12 protein-coding genes and 2 tRNA genes are annotated in these 14,304 nt (G+C 35.6%); 1 reads left to right on the top strand and 13 read right to left on the bottom strand.

Features of this window, described 5'->3' with window-relative positions; all coding sequences use genetic code 11:
- Window positions 1–79 precede the first annotated feature (79 nt).
- The 9 genes from BOQ64_RS21030 to BOQ64_RS20985 form a co-directional block, all read right to left on the bottom strand.
- Window positions 80–153 (bottom strand) — tRNA-Ile (locus BOQ64_RS21030).
- Window positions 154–161: 8 nt separating this feature from the next.
- Window positions 162–229: transfer RNA gene (locus BOQ64_RS21025), tRNA-His, on the bottom strand.
- Window positions 230–1,080: 851 nt separating this feature from the next.
- Window positions 1,081–2,100, bottom strand: coding sequence for a hypothetical protein (locus tag BOQ64_RS21015; protein WP_129058699.1), 1,020 nt, complete (start codon window positions 2,098–2,100; stop codon window positions 1,081–1,083).
- Window positions 2,093–3,790, bottom strand: a complete 1,698-nt coding sequence (locus BOQ64_RS21010; protein ID WP_129058698.1) for an APC family permease — start codon at window positions 3,788–3,790, stop codon at window positions 2,093–2,095. Before BOQ64_RS21010 ends, BOQ64_RS21015 begins: the two co-directional genes overlap by 8 nt.
- The gene (locus BOQ64_RS21005) at window positions 3,780–6,158 is read right to left on the bottom strand and encodes a hypothetical protein (protein WP_129058697.1); all 2,379 of its coding nucleotides are present in this window, start codon (window positions 6,156–6,158) and stop codon (window positions 3,780–3,782) included. Before BOQ64_RS21005 ends, BOQ64_RS21010 begins: the two co-directional genes overlap by 11 nt.
- Window positions 6,149–6,892 carry a hypothetical protein gene (locus BOQ64_RS21000; protein ID WP_129058696.1) on the bottom strand — a complete coding sequence of 248 codons (744 nt, stop codon included), beginning with the start codon at window positions 6,890–6,892 and terminating at the stop codon, window positions 6,149–6,151. The genes BOQ64_RS21005 and BOQ64_RS21000 overlap by 10 nt, the downstream gene beginning before the upstream one ends.
- Window positions 6,865–7,998: an AAA family ATPase gene (locus BOQ64_RS20995; RefSeq protein ID WP_129058695.1), complete on the bottom strand. Its 1,134-nt coding sequence runs from the start codon at window positions 7,996–7,998 to the stop codon at window positions 6,865–6,867. Before BOQ64_RS20995 ends, BOQ64_RS21000 begins: the two co-directional genes overlap by 28 nt.
- Complete coding sequence (locus BOQ64_RS20990; protein ID WP_228448505.1) at window positions 7,995–8,651, bottom strand: hypothetical protein; 657 nt, start codon at window positions 8,649–8,651, stop codon at window positions 7,995–7,997. The genes BOQ64_RS20995 and BOQ64_RS20990 overlap by 4 nt, the downstream gene beginning before the upstream one ends.
- 517 nt (window positions 8,652–9,168) lie before the next feature.
- Window positions 9,169–9,558: a VOC family protein gene (locus BOQ64_RS20985; protein WP_129058694.1), complete on the bottom strand. Its 390-nt coding sequence runs from the start codon at window positions 9,556–9,558 to the stop codon at window positions 9,169–9,171.
- Between the two features lie 289 nt (window positions 9,559–9,847).
- On the opposite strand from BOQ64_RS20985, the gene deoD reads away from it, so the two are divergent.
- Window positions 9,848–10,558 (top strand): purine-nucleoside phosphorylase, encoded by a 711-nt coding sequence (gene deoD, locus BOQ64_RS20980; RefSeq protein ID WP_129058693.1) that lies wholly within the window; start codon window positions 9,848–9,850, stop codon window positions 10,556–10,558.
- 62 nt (window positions 10,559–10,620) lie between these two features.
- Here deoD and BOQ64_RS20975 read toward each other — a convergent pair whose 3' ends face one another.
- From BOQ64_RS20975 to BOQ64_RS20960, 4 genes are all read right to left on the bottom strand, one after another.
- Window positions 10,621–11,406 (bottom strand): TatD family hydrolase, encoded by a 786-nt coding sequence (locus tag BOQ64_RS20975; protein WP_129058692.1) that lies wholly within the window; start codon window positions 11,404–11,406, stop codon window positions 10,621–10,623.
- Between the two features lie 195 nt (window positions 11,407–11,601).
- Window positions 11,602–12,660, bottom strand: a complete 1,059-nt coding sequence (locus tag BOQ64_RS20970; RefSeq protein ID WP_129058691.1) for a hypothetical protein — start codon at window positions 12,658–12,660, stop codon at window positions 11,602–11,604.
- A gap of 190 nt (window positions 12,661–12,850) precedes the next feature.
- The gene (locus BOQ64_RS20965; RefSeq protein WP_228448504.1) at window positions 12,851–13,471 is read right to left on the bottom strand and encodes a hypothetical protein; all 621 of its coding nucleotides are present in this window, start codon (window positions 13,469–13,471) and stop codon (window positions 12,851–12,853) included.
- Window positions 13,464–14,183 carry a DUF434 domain-containing protein gene (locus BOQ64_RS20960; RefSeq protein ID WP_129058689.1) on the bottom strand — a complete coding sequence of 240 codons (720 nt, stop codon included), beginning with the start codon at window positions 14,181–14,183 and terminating at the stop codon, window positions 13,464–13,466. The genes BOQ64_RS20965 and BOQ64_RS20960 overlap by 8 nt, the downstream gene beginning before the upstream one ends.
- Window positions 14,184–14,304 lie beyond the last annotated feature (121 nt).

The following is a 14,304-nucleotide window of genomic DNA, read 5'->3' as shown; positions in this document are numbered from 1 at the left end:
TAACCATTTGAGCCATGAGATTGTTTTATTTTTTACGTGCTTTGCTCATCAATTTTCGTTTCACAATTCACTTTCTCTGTAATCTCAGAAGGACTCGAACCTTCAACCTTCGACGTATCAGGTCGATGCTCTAACCATTTGAGCCATGAGATTTTATACTTTGGGTATCTCCGGGGATCGAACCCTGTTCTCCGGTTCCACAGACCGGCGCTTTACCAAATAAGCTAAAGAAACCATAAAAAAAGCGCCTCTTTTCGGGAGGCGCTTCATATTTTTTAACGTAAAAGATCATTAGCTGACCCACGTATATAAGCACCTTTTATCCACAATTCCACTTTCAAGAATACATACAACATCTGTCGGCTCTTGTCCGAATAGTCTTGAATATTGATTGTGTATGTTATGAAATTGTTTCATTTTATTTTTGTTTTTGCTTTTAAATTATTTTTGATTGAATCCTGAAAACCTGTTGCTTTCAATTTTCGGTTGCAAAGTAAATATGATTTTTTTTAACTCGCAAATAAATTTTCAAATTAAACTATTGATAATCAGTTAATTATAATTAGTTTTTAGAATAAGCGATTTCTGTCCGCAATATGTTGCGGATATCTTAATTACCTAAATGACTGTCTCTCATTGGTTTGTCTATCACTCTATTTTATTGTATTAAAGTTGCATTGTTGATTAAAAAATTTTCATGTTTATGGTTATTTTTTTCATTCTAAATAATTTCTGACCTAAAAAACAAAAAACGTCTCGATTTTTCGAGACGTTTCTGCAATATTTTGATTAATTTTTTACAAGGTTATAGTAAATAATTTCCAAAGTCAGCACATTTCGCCTCATTCCATATCATCTCATCATATACAAATAATCCCAGTATTGATGGGCTTTTGCATACTTCTGCATTGATATGTGCTCTTTGTATTGTCATAATTTTCTGGTGCAAAGATAAATCTTTTTTGGTATTATTTTATAATTCTCACAAGGATGTGTAATAAAAACAAGGTTCTCAAATTGCTGTTATCAGGCAAATTGTGTATTTTTCAAACACATAATTTTCATTCTATTTTTTCTCTTTTAATTTCTAAACATTTTATTTCTTCCTGTCTTAAACCTCGAAATATCTTTCAGGATTACTTCATCATCAGGATTGAAATGCTTCAGTTCGTTGACAATTTCTGAACGGTTTTCTACTTTTTCGGCAATGATCTCGTAGGCTATTTTTCTGGTAACGGATTGTAGTTTAGGGTCTTTTTTAAACTCATACTTCATGGCTTCCAGATAGATCATCTTTTTGTGAGCCGGAGTTTTTTCATACAATGTCTGTATTTCCCTTTCGAGTATTTTAATTTCAAAAATATTGGCAAAATAGTTATTCAGACAGTTGAATGCATCCTTATCATCTTCCCAGCCTTTTAATAATACTTTTTGGGCTTCTTCCGGTTTTTCCATTTTCTTCCGGTATACCAATGATGCTTTTACCATCTGATTATTGCTTGTATAATCATCTGCTACCATCTGGTAATAGATATGGGAATTTTTCAGATCATTGATTTCTTTATAAAGGTCTCCTACTTTTTCTTTCTGCTCCATTTCTTTGTAAAGGTCAATGGCTTTTTTATACTGTCTTGCCTTTTCATAACAATGAGCAGCATCTGATTTACTTTTCAGTTTTTTAAGATACACGGCAGCAGCTTCGTTATAAAACCCGCCATCTTCCAAAGTTTTTGCTCCTCTGTAATAATCCTGCAACAGATTCATATACACTTTTGCTGCTTTTTTGTACTCTTTTTCTTCAATGTATTTTTGGGCAAGATCTTCATATTTACTTCGTATTCTGTCAAACAATGAGTTTTCCAAATAGAAATTTCCACCTCCTGCGGCTCCTCTTCTTGAATTCTGTCTGTTTTGCTCTTTATCTTTTAAGGAAGCGATCACCATAAGAATGATAAATGCTACAATGAGAAAAATTGCTAAAGTTCCTACAACGCTCCAAAAGCTCTCATGAAACAACTGAGCTACAATTCCGATGATCTTAAACATGGCCAGCAGCACAAAGGCAGCCATGAACTTGTCTATAAATTTCTGCTTATTCATCATCATCGGATTTTAAAATGGTTTTATCATCTCTGAACAGCCGGTAAAGCAGCAACATTACCCCAATAGCCAATATCCATACAAACCAGTTATACCCAAACATTTTAACCAAAGGATAAAACAGATACACAAGCATCACAACCAGAATAGCAATCAAAAGTAATTTCACCCAAGCCGGAACATTGTCTCCACCCAGATTTAAAGATTTATTTTTAAACAGGAAGGAATATAACCCAACGGCTGCAATCATCAGAATCACCATGTATACAATATCTGAAACGGGAGTGTCTTTTTTAAACGGGCTACTACCTGATTCCACTCCTTTAACTTTTGAATCTTTGATTGTTGATGGAGCTGCCATATCAGCCATATCAATGGTTCCGTACAATTTTCCTAAAGAGTCCTGCATCAGGACCTGTTTTTTCTTTAGTATATATTTAACAACGTCTCCATGTACCGGCTTTCCTTTTGTATATTGTTTTAAGGAGTCTGAAATTTTCCGTTTCAGCACTTCGCTTCTTTCTTTAATATGTTTTGTTATTTTCTTCGTATAGATTGTTTTAAGGGAGTCTCTGCTCTGATGCTCTTTATTGCTAAGCTTTTGAATATCATGTCCAATTTCATTAACATTTCTTCCGCCTCTCTTTTTATATTCTTCTTTTTCTTTCTCCGTTTTACTTTCCTGTATTCCTGCATTCAGAAGTTCATTAGACAGTCCTTTCCTTTCATTAAAATACATGGAATCTATCTTCATGTCTATTTCAGAGACTCCTGAGTGAAAGGCAATCATATCTGAAGGCGCTTTTACTGCATCAGTTACAATTTTTCCTGAAGATACTCCACTCTCTTCCTGCTGAGACTGGTCTTCTCTGGAAGGGAAAGCTATTTTTAAAACAATAGCAATGACAATAACAGCCCAGAATATTCTGCGGAAGTTTCTGGTACCAGTACTTTCCTGTTTACCATCTGCGCTCCCAAATAATCCCTCCAGCCAGGTGAACTTACCAAATCCATCTCCTCTGGAAGTTCCCATAATATCTAAAGGTACTCCTAAATCTATGGCTCTTTCAGGATATTTTTCTATGTATTTTAAATATTTTTCAATTTCTTTTTTATTTCCGGCCATTACCTTCTTCAGATCAAACGGCAGGTTATTCATCCATTCTTCTTCGGTTTGAGGTTTCTGTAATGCTTCCAACATTTTTTCATCATCCATTTCTACCGTATAGCTTTCTATGGTTTGCGGTATTTTAACTCCGTTCAATGGCTTTCTGATGTTTTTTTCTATTTTTCCCGGATTTTGAATCAATTCGATCCAATCAATTTGTTCTGATAATTTCACCAGTCCAAATTCAGGATGCATGATGAGAAAATCTGAATCTACCACATCCCAGTCTTCAGGATTAACTTTTGGATAAAATGAGGTGTTTTCCGGAATAAATAATCTGTTATCAGCACATTGGAAATAAGCATTTCTTCCAATTTCCTGAGGCGCAAGATCGCTGAATACAAGAAAACAGCCATACAGCACATTAGGACTATTGGCCGGAATGGCATAAGACTTTACTGTATCCAGATTTATTCCCAATATTTCCATTTCCTGAAGCCATACCACTGGGGAGGAGCCTTTTATTAAAAGTCCTTTTTTAGGGTATATATTTTTCGGGAAAGGTTTTATTCTAAGCTCCATAATCCAAAATCTGCTCTATAAATGGTTTCAAATATTGATTATACATTTCATCCATCGTTCTTACCTTCAACAGAGCCTGTTCCGGAAGATAATATTCTGAACCACCGAATTCTGTATACGTAGCCAGGGCCAGGAATCCATATGCGGTAGTAGGCATATAAAATTCTTCTATTCCTTTATTACTGCTTCTGAATGTAAGCACTCCACGGGAATCTGCAATAATCTCACTGCCATCCGGGAAGGTATATTTATTTTTATTCTGCTCTGCAAAAATTCTGATATCGAATCTGTTTTTATAAAGATTAAGGGTATTTTCATACACACTGTTTATTTCATATCCTGAAAAAACCAGATTGTGATGAGCATTGATCCCAATTTTATTGAAGTTTCCGATAATTTTCAACCCGCTCCGGTTCAATTTAGCCACTTCAGCATTTACTTTTGTGGTGTTTTTATCTATATCATCATATTTATTATCAATAGGTTCTACAGAAGTATTCCCTTCAATATTGATCTTGTAAAGCAGAGGATTATCAAACTGATGAAGGTAAAAGCTTTTTCCAAAATAGATCAAGACGTAGTTTTCCGGAATATTCAGTCCGGTAACATTCATTTCAGAATACTCTCTTGTATTAAGATTAAGCTTTGATACTAATTTTCTGGCAGGCTGATATTGACAGAGAATAAAATGCTGCTGTTTATTTTTTGCCAGTGCAAATTGCCCGGTTGGCTTTACAGAAACATTCTCAATCATCACTTCACAGCCATGAAAAGTTTTGTAATAATCATAGGAATGCCTGTCATAATAATTGTCTGAAAGATAAGTTTTCAACAATTGTTTTTTTGAACTCAGGATAAAGAATTCTCCTTCGTATAGAAACTGGGCAATCTGATTAACCGGGGTTGGAAACAGAATTGAATAATTCAATGGAAGATCTGTTTTCTTTCCATTTAAATTAATTTCTGTTCTTTTTTGTTGTGGCGGATTAGCCCACAGTTCATGAAGTGGGAGTTTTATTTTCTGAATATGTTTTCTTGCTCCCTGATGATGTTTATAAAAATTAATTTCTCCATCTGAAGTAGTAGCCACTAAAAATTTAAGTTTATCTCTGTTTTGGTGAACAGCTCTATGGATTTTTTCATCATCAAGGTTCTCCTGATGGGTGATGAAAAACACTTCAATATCTTTTTGAGGATAGTCCTCGTTAAAAAACTTCTCCAACGCTTCAGAAACTTCCAGCACCGGGCTTACCTGATTGAGGTTTTCAATGACAGCTTCTATATTATTCAACGAAATAGGGATTGCTGACTGTCCCAATGCCATCACTTTACATTCTGAATGTGCTTTCGGATGTTTAATCACCGCAATAGCTGAAGCAAAGGCCAGTACTTTTGGTGTTCCCCAGTTTCTTAGAGAGGTATCAATCAGAATAATTCTTTCAAATATATTTTCTTCCGGCGGTATTTCTCTTTGGATGTATAACGCTTCATTATTGGCCACACGGTTCATGAATACGTCATCTTCATTGGCAAATTCAGACAAAAGCATTCTATGAAAATCTCCCTTATTGGTCATATCAGAAATTCCTCCAATAGGCTGTTCTCCGGGAGAAAGATGGCGCATCGGAATTTTAAGTCCGCTCCAGATTCGTTTGATAAGACTTCCTACCTGAAATGTCTTGGGCTCTTCAATTAATTCTCTGATAAAATCTTTATTTGTATCTGTAGTAGCTTCTTCCTGTACCACTTCATCATCCAGCTCGGGTTCTTCAATTAACTCTTTCATGGCATCAATGATGGATTGTGTGGTTGGGAACCTTTCATTAAGGTCCAAAGCTTTTAAATCCCGGCTTAAAATAGGTAGTTTAGCGGGCTGCTTTTCTGCACAGACAGCAATATCATAAGCCCTTTTGTAGTAAATTCTCAGATTAAGTTCAGAGTTAACAGAAGATACTCTATTATTGATATTTTTAAACAGCGTCTGCAGTAATACAATCTTATTCTGTTTTTGCTTATACGCTTTAGGAAGTGCTTTTATCTTTTCGAGAAATTCAATTTGCTTTTCTGCCTTGAATTCAAAGTTTTCAATACTATAAAGTTTTGTAGTATGTCTTAAAGGGGTTGCAAAATCTGTATAGCCTTCCTGCATAGCATATAAAACCATCAATAAAGCTCCAAACGGCGGCCATCCCTGTGGCTGAAGCTCTTTAAGGATTTCTATCACATAAGGTCTATAAGCGATGGCTCCTACTCCAGGAATGGAAAGGAGGTTATTTTCATGATACCCGGAATCCCCGGGAACATCTTCATCGGTTTTCCATTCCCAGAAATAGTTTTCATAGGACTGGAAATATGCCTTTAATTCCATTCTCTTGATTTTTCAGTAAGACGGAATGAACTTACGGACAATGGCCGGAAATCTGTTTTCTTTATGGCAAGATAATTTCCGTTCTCATCCCATAGCAGCCACTCATCTAACTCTTTATTATATTTCTGCTGCAAGAAGGTACTCAGATTTTTAAACTCAAAATCAAAACCGGAAGGTAAAAGATGCCCGTCTTTTGTCCAATATGTTTTTCCCGGAAGACTTAATAGCGGAGTTCCTAAAAAAAGAGCCTGATCTTCTATTACAGTCCATTCTATTTTTTCCAGCCTGAATTTTGGCAACGCTGCAATACTTTCTCTGATATCTGTAATTTTGCTTATTAAAGCAATGACAGGATGTTCTTCATTACTTTCCTTTAATCTTATCTGAACTTTTTCACTGATCCCGAAGTAATTCTGATTGGAAGCGGGAAAAGTAAGACGTAAAGCCTTGTCAATAGGCATCCAAAGCAATGCCGTTCTCATTTTTTTACTGGGAACCAATGCGTCTTTTTTAAATAAAAGGCCTTCACGCAGTTCGTACAATAAAAAGTTAGGTAACTGGTGAAGCTCTGAAGCTGATACCTGTTCATCTGTAAATCCTTTGAGCCATATGATCTCATCATCCGTTGCAACATACACATTCTTCCAGTCTCTGATAGAGCCCAGATAATCTTCATCTGTACGGGGAATTTCTGCCCAGAATTCTTTTATATTGTCTGAAGAATTTTCTGCCATAAGCTTTCAATTTCCTGCTGAATGTATTGTTTTTGTTCAGGGTTTCTTATCCAGTCACAACGGGTCTGGAGATATCTCAGTTTATCTTTGATTACATTTTGTTCTTCAAAGCTTAGTGGTCCCTGATTCCATTTATCCACAAGAATTTTCACATCCTTCATCACCTCTTCCGGATTGGGAGTTTTGTTCTGCATCGCCTGTGGATGAGAATTCGGGTGATCGTCTTTCTCAATGGTTCTATTGATAATTCCTTCCAGAATTTCAATCTGCTCTTCTGTATCCCAGATATGTTTTAAAACCCAAAGGTCTGAAAGAACAGCTTCTTTTCTTCCACAAATAAGAGCACTTGCAGCGATGAGGTTCTGAAGTTTCACAGCTCTACGATCTGAAATAGCAATTCCTGTATTTCTGAGACTCATGATCGTATTCAGATAAACTTCATAAATTGGTTTTAAATCTATTGTTCTGCACAGGTTCTGCAATTCTCTGATTTCATTGGCATGAATCTCAGGAATTTCTGTCTCTTCTACATTTTCCAGCTTTCTTCCTGCTAAAAGTACCTGCTGTAAAAGCTCAGGATTAACATAATCCACATTGATTCTTACCAGAAAACGGTCGAATAATGCATTCAGAGCTTCATCTTCCGGAAGAGCATTACTGGCTCCTACAAACATTAAAGCGGGTAAATGTTTTGTTTCTTTTCCTCTTTTGAAGATCTTTTCATTAAGCGCCATCAGAAGAGAATTCAAAATAGCAGAATTGGCATTGAAGATCTCATCCAGAAAAACCATAGAAGCCTCAGGCATCATTCCTTCGGTATTGGTCAAAAGTTCACCTTCTTTTAATTTTCTGATATCAAAAGGCCCGAAGATTTCATTCGGCTCTGTAAAACGGGTTAAAAGATATTCAAAATTCTTTCCGTCTTTTACGGTTTTAGCCAGAGTTCTGACAATGGCTGACTTTGCTGTTCCCGGAGGACCGTATAAAAAAGCATTTTCTCTTGCCAAAAGACAGATTCCCAACAGGTCTACGACATCATTTTTACCTACAAAGGTATCTTTTACGTAGTTCAGAACGGTATTGAGCGTATTGATATTCTGTATCATTGATTTTCTTCTGTTATTATTTTTAGTTCTCTCCAGAATGCTTCTTTGTGCATTCCAAATTCTGCCATAAGCAGTTTATTGATCAACGGAATTTCCGCCAGTTTATAGTCTCTTTTTTCAACAATTCTCTCCAGATATAATTTCCGGTAGGTTTTATCTTTGAGCTCTTCTTCCCAATTTACTGTTTCCAGATCAAGATCATACCCTACCCCTGAATAGTGAAATTCTGTAAGGATGTTTTCAAGCATTTTAATAAGCGGATCTTCAGGATCTACTGAATTCAGGGCAATGATAACTTCTGGAAGAAATCTTAATGATAAGTCTGCAGACAGAATAGAAGAAATATCTCTGTTTCCTTTAAACTTAGGAATGAGACTTTCAAGATTGTTTGCTGTATTTTCCCTTATCAGGTATAACTGAGCACTATGGTACAATACTTTTGCAGCCCAAACAGCCGCTGTGGTATTACAGGTTAGCTGATCGGACAGAAATTCTAATCTTTCTTTTTCAAATTCTGCTTCAAAATATACTTCTGCTTCTTGCTCTTCTTTCGTGGAGATCGTTTGAATATTAGAAAAAAGAGTGATGCATTCGTTCTTCCTCAGCACAAAGATTGTATCTAAAATGGTGATTTGGGTTCCATCATCTAACAAAAATAGAATTATTTCGTTGAGAATAAAATTTTTAGAAAGAGGATTGATGTTAAATTATGGTACTGATAAAAAAATATGGCTTTTACGAGTGTAAATGCACAAATTTCACTTTGAAAGAGTATTTTTTATAGGTTGGAAAACGCAAAGGCGCAAAAAATTTTTCTTCCTACACGCTTTTAAGGCGCAAGGATTTTATCTGCGATAAAATTGTATACCGCTAAATCATTGCCACGAATGCTCGAATAAAAATGATAAATATATAATTTCACCGATAAAATCTATGTTCCTATGTTGTTTTATTTTTTTAAGCCACATAGGAGTTTAGAGCCGGGTCATTCGTGCATTCGTGGCAAAATATTAGCAATTTTGCGATAGCTGAAAATCTTCGATTTTCTTGCGCTTAAAAACAGTATTTTATTTAAAATTCTTTGCACCCTTGCGTTATCCAACAGTAACAGTACAAGATTTGTCAGAATAAAGAGATTGCATTGTCTCTGGCGCTCCTAGCAATGACGGGTTAGGCTACTATTTCAATAATATTGTTTTCCGGATCCAGGATGACACTTTCGTAATAGCCATCACCTGTTGTTCTTGGTTCTCCGGCAATAGTATAGCCGTCATTTCTTAAAGTTTCTGTGAACTCATTTACTTTTCCTTTGCTTCCTGCAGAGAATGCAAAATGGATAATTCCGAACTGTTGATACTCGTAGGAATTTTCACTTTCCTTAAGATCTGGTCTGGTCATGATTTCAAGGCGGCATCCATTCTCAAAACTGAGAAAGTAAGATTCAAAATTTTTGACAGGATTTATATACTTTTCGTTGGAAACCGCACCGAAATATTTCTGATAAAATGCTCTGGTTTTTTCAAGGTCTTTTACCCACACGGCAATATGTTCTATTTTCATTTTAAAACTTTAATACAATTAATGCTGCAAAATTAGTTTGGACAACCATGCTATATCCGCTCTCTGTTATGCTATCTTTGTTCTGTATTTACCTGTTTTTCTTTGAAGAAATATTTTTTTGTCAATAAAAAATAAAGATTCCAAGACCAGGGCTATAAAACAATAAATAAAATATTTATATACAATTATTTACCTATTAGATTCTTATAAATCTGTTTCTTCATTTCACTTCTCACAATGATGAGGTCAATATAAAAGTTATTATCTTTGCGCCATTCAAAATAACATTATGAGTATTCACATCAGTGCAAAAAAAGGAGAAATTGCTAAAGTAGTATTGCAGCCGGGGGATCCGCTTCGTGCACAGTATATTGCTGAAAATTATTTAGAAAATGCAAAACTGGTAAGCAAAACCAGAGGTATCTTTTATTATACAGGTCTTTACAAAGGTAAAGAGATCACTGTAGGAGCGAGTGGAATGGGATTCCCAAGTATCGGGATCTATTCTTTTGAGCTGTTTACAGAATATGAAGTAGATACGATCATCAGAATCGGAACATGTGGAGCTTACAATACAGACCTTAAGCTTTTTGATATTTTAAATATTGAAAACGCTGCCAGCGAAAGTACATATGCTAAATATGCATGGGGAATTGAAGGCGATATCCTTTCTCACCAGGGAAATATCTTTAATACGATCAATGAAACGTCTAAAGAATTATCTATTGATGCTAAAGCAATCAATATCCACAGTAGTGATATTTTCTACAGAAAAGATCCTAACACTCCTGAAATTGCTACAAGATACAACTGCCCAGCAGTAGAAATGGAAGCTTTCGGATTGTTTGCAAATGCGCAGCACTTAGGTAAAAATGCAGCTACGATCTTAACGGTAACTGACATTATCCCAACTCATGAGAAAATTTCTGCAGACGAGAGAGAAACTGCTTTGAAACCAATGATGGAATTGGCTTTAGAGTCTGCTATTAAAAGTTTATAAGAAAAGGCTTACCTTTTCAACAATATAAAAAAAGAGCTTTACTGTATCAGTAGAGCTCTTTTTTATAGTCTGAAAAAATTTCTGGCGGTTTCTGTTGTCTCATCCGCAACTTCAGAAATGTCGATCTTCTTCAAATGGGCAATGGCCTGTGCCACATAAGGCAGGAATGATGGTTCATTTCTTCTGTTCTGCATTCTCGGCATATTTTTCGGAAGCATGAAGGGCGCATCTGTTTCAATCATCATTCTGTCCAGCGGAACATATCGGATGACTTCTTCTAAATGTTTAAATCTTTTTTCATCACTGATAGCTCCGGTGAATCCCAGATAAAATCCTTTGTCCAGATAAGTTTTTGCTTCGTCTAATGTTCCTGTAAAACAGTGTACAACGGCATCCGGTAATTTGGAAAGATATTCATCTGTAATTTCATTAAACCTTTTAAAGGCTGACCTTTCATGAAGGAAAAGAGGTTTATTCACTTCTATTGCCAATTCTAATTGAGCTTGATAGCATTTTTCCTGAACAGGTCTTGGTGAAAAATCACGATCGAAATCCAGCCCGCACTCTCCTACTGAAATGACCTGATTCTGTTTCAACAATTTTCTGAGTTCATTAATACTTTCATGGTTAAAAGATTTTGCATCATGGGGATGAATACCTGCTGTTGAAAATAAAATATCAGGATAATCTTCTGCAATGGCTGCAGATTCTTTGCTTCCGCGGACGCTTGTTCCGGTGAGGATCATATAGTCTACTCCATTATCCAGAGCTCGGTTAATAATTTCTTCTTGTTCATTGTAGAACTGTTTATTGGTCAGGTTAATGCCAATATCAATGTATGTATTCATTTGTTTTAACTTTTGTATTATTTAAGAGGCTGGAAGCTGGAAGAACGAAGCTGGATGTTACTTTTGGTCATATTATTACTTATAGTCAGCATAAAAGCTATTAAAAAATATGATAAAGAATGTAATAGTCAGTCTTCATGATGTTCATAACTTCCCTCTTCCAACTTCCAGCCTTTATAACCTCTACTCGGTTATTTATTTTATCCGGGTTGTAATTTCCCAGTTTTCGTTTTGTTTTGGATTAGATTCTTTTGTCATGACAAGCCTGAAATTAAGTACTCCTTTATTTTTATTGCTGAAAATATAGAAGGACAGGTTTCCTATCTTAGCTTCATCTTCAGAAATTTTGTGAGTGAAATAATAATTCTGAATAATGGAGAGGTCCTTCTGAAGAACTGTATTGGTATTTTTAGCTAAAAAGCTCAGAAACTGATTGCCTTTTTCTCCAATTGATTTGGCATCTGTATCTGTTATTTTATAATTTCCTTCAAAAATAATCACCAGATTATCACATCCGGACAATTCTGCTGAGGCTTCAAAGCCTTTTGAAATATATTTTTCTTCTATTGTTTCAGTATAATTATGTCTGTCAATACTTCTTTGATGTTCTGTACTTGGATTAAAGATTTTTTTATCTTTCCATTGAGCCAGGGAACAATTTGTTAAGTAGGACTCCTCAAAGACATTTCCATCTTTGTAAATAAAAGAAAGATCTGTAGATTCAAGGCTGTCTACAGGTTTATTGTAGGAACGGTAGTTCTGCATTGCAGTAGCTTTCAACTTCCCGCTTTCATAGGAAATCCCGTCAAGGATGTTGTATGAAAAAGGAGCTGACTCCTGTATTTCATGCCTTTCGCTGATCTTATGGTCTTTACCCATGATGATATACTGGACCTCAGAATTTGTATTGGCATTTCCGCCCAGCATTCCTTCGGAGTTTCTTTCAATGATATAATCTGTAATTCCGTCATTATTAAAATCATCATTAGCAATTTTATGATAGGTTACGCTATATGAATCACCATCATTATGGAAAGAAACGGTATAATTTTTATAATCTATTTCTTCAGGTTTTTCATTACCAACTTCTTCATCCAGCAATACTTTTAGGATATCAAAATCTTTTTGTGATTCTGCATCGGGAAGTCTGTTTACGACAGTTAATGAGTCTTTCTTTTTTTCAGGTTTTCTGTTTTCTTTTCCTTTACAGGCAAGCAGTGTTAATGCAAAAGCCGACATTAAGATATATTTCATAATCATGGTTTTTGTGTTTTGGTCAGATCACGTCTGAAATATTCGGGCAAAATTACTCTTCAAAAACGCAATCTTTTTGCGTAGTGAAAAAATTTGGTTTAACTTGATTGAAAAATACAGGATAAAAAAACGTTTCCAGTTTTCTACTTCCAGTCTTTTTATTCATTGATAAATTTTTCCAGAAACCCTATCAGTTTTTTTCCACCATGGCTCCAGCGGATACCATGTCCTTTTTTTCTCTGACTTCAAAAACGAGTTCGTGTTTATAGTGAAAGAAAACATTCCACCAGGTTCTATTTTCTAGAATATACTGTATTTTCTGCATCATCATTTTCTGTTTCTGTTGGTTATTTCCTTTTACTTCACCCCAGAAATCATCATCATTCATTCTTCCGGTATGCTTTTCCCAGGCGCGCTGGGCAATGCTCATTTCTTCGTTAAATGGTTTCTGACAGGCTTCTATCAACACAGAATCCAGTGGTGGAATCGCTTGTTCATCACGAATACTGGCAGAAGTCAGTCTTTGCCCTAACCCAATCAACCAGTTTTCAAATGGGATAGATTCCAACTGTTTTGCCTTCACCTCATCTGCATCATTGCTATTAAGAATACTGATAAATTGATTAAAGATCTCATCTCTGTTGATCTCAATTTCTTCGTTAAAATAAGGAAGATTCCATTCCAGAGTCTTATCCTGATATTTCTGAATATTCTCTGACAGTTTTTTTAAATGTTCTTCTTTTACAATGGCTTCATATTTTTCCTGCCAGGCATCTGAAATCCATGGAATATAGTGTTCAAACTTATTCATCGTAACATTGTATCAGATTAGCAAATAGATTTTCTTCCTTAATGAGATAACCGATGAGATTGAACCACGCTTTACAGTGATCCAGAATCCAGGCATCTGAAGAAATAATAATTTCATAGCTTTCCGCAAGAAATTTATCCGGACTGAACTGTAATTCAACTTCCCAATTCAGTTGATTTTCAACAGCAAAATCCAGGACGATCTGTTTAATTCTTCCACTATTGGAAACTGGTTGGTCAAAAACCCAGATCAATTTCTGAGTCTGAGCTTTCTGAAAAAATACAGCGACAAGCTCTATTGCTCTCTGAGTCTGGTTTACCCGCTTATAAGTACCATGAACACCGGACAGATCACGGAAACATCCATCAACCCCTTCAAAAATATAGGCTTCTGACAATAGACTTTCCAATAGGATCAATACATTAAAGCCATCAAGATAAATAGTTTTATTTTTCAAAGCTGAAATATCCTGATGTTTCAATCTTCTGTCATGAATTTGTCCTTCAGATGCTGATGCACCACGGAGTACCTGTACCTGGCGAGTTTTCAGCCTGTATCTGTTTCCAACAAGGTCTGAGGCTGCTTTTTCGGCATACCCTCTTGTGAGCAGGTACTGCATATCCTGAACAGCCAGTTTTAGTTTACTGATCTGTTTCTCTGAACCGAACAAGGTATCGTCGCCTGTATTTTTTCCACGGTTTCTGTTATTCATACTCAAAAATATAAGTTTTTTAAACATAAAGCTCTCGCAGATTATGCGGATCACGCAGATTCTTCCAATATCATCTGTGAGAATCTTTGAAATCAACAGGAAATAAAATATAATTTTCTGA

The sequence above is a fragment of the Chryseobacterium sp. CH25 genome, assembly GCF_004119455.1.
Taxonomy (GTDB): Bacteria; Bacteroidota; Bacteroidia; order Flavobacteriales; family Weeksellaceae; genus Chryseobacterium.
The sequence above is the reverse complement of the archived record's forward strand: the minus strand, read 5'-3'. Positions and strand labels throughout refer to the sequence as shown.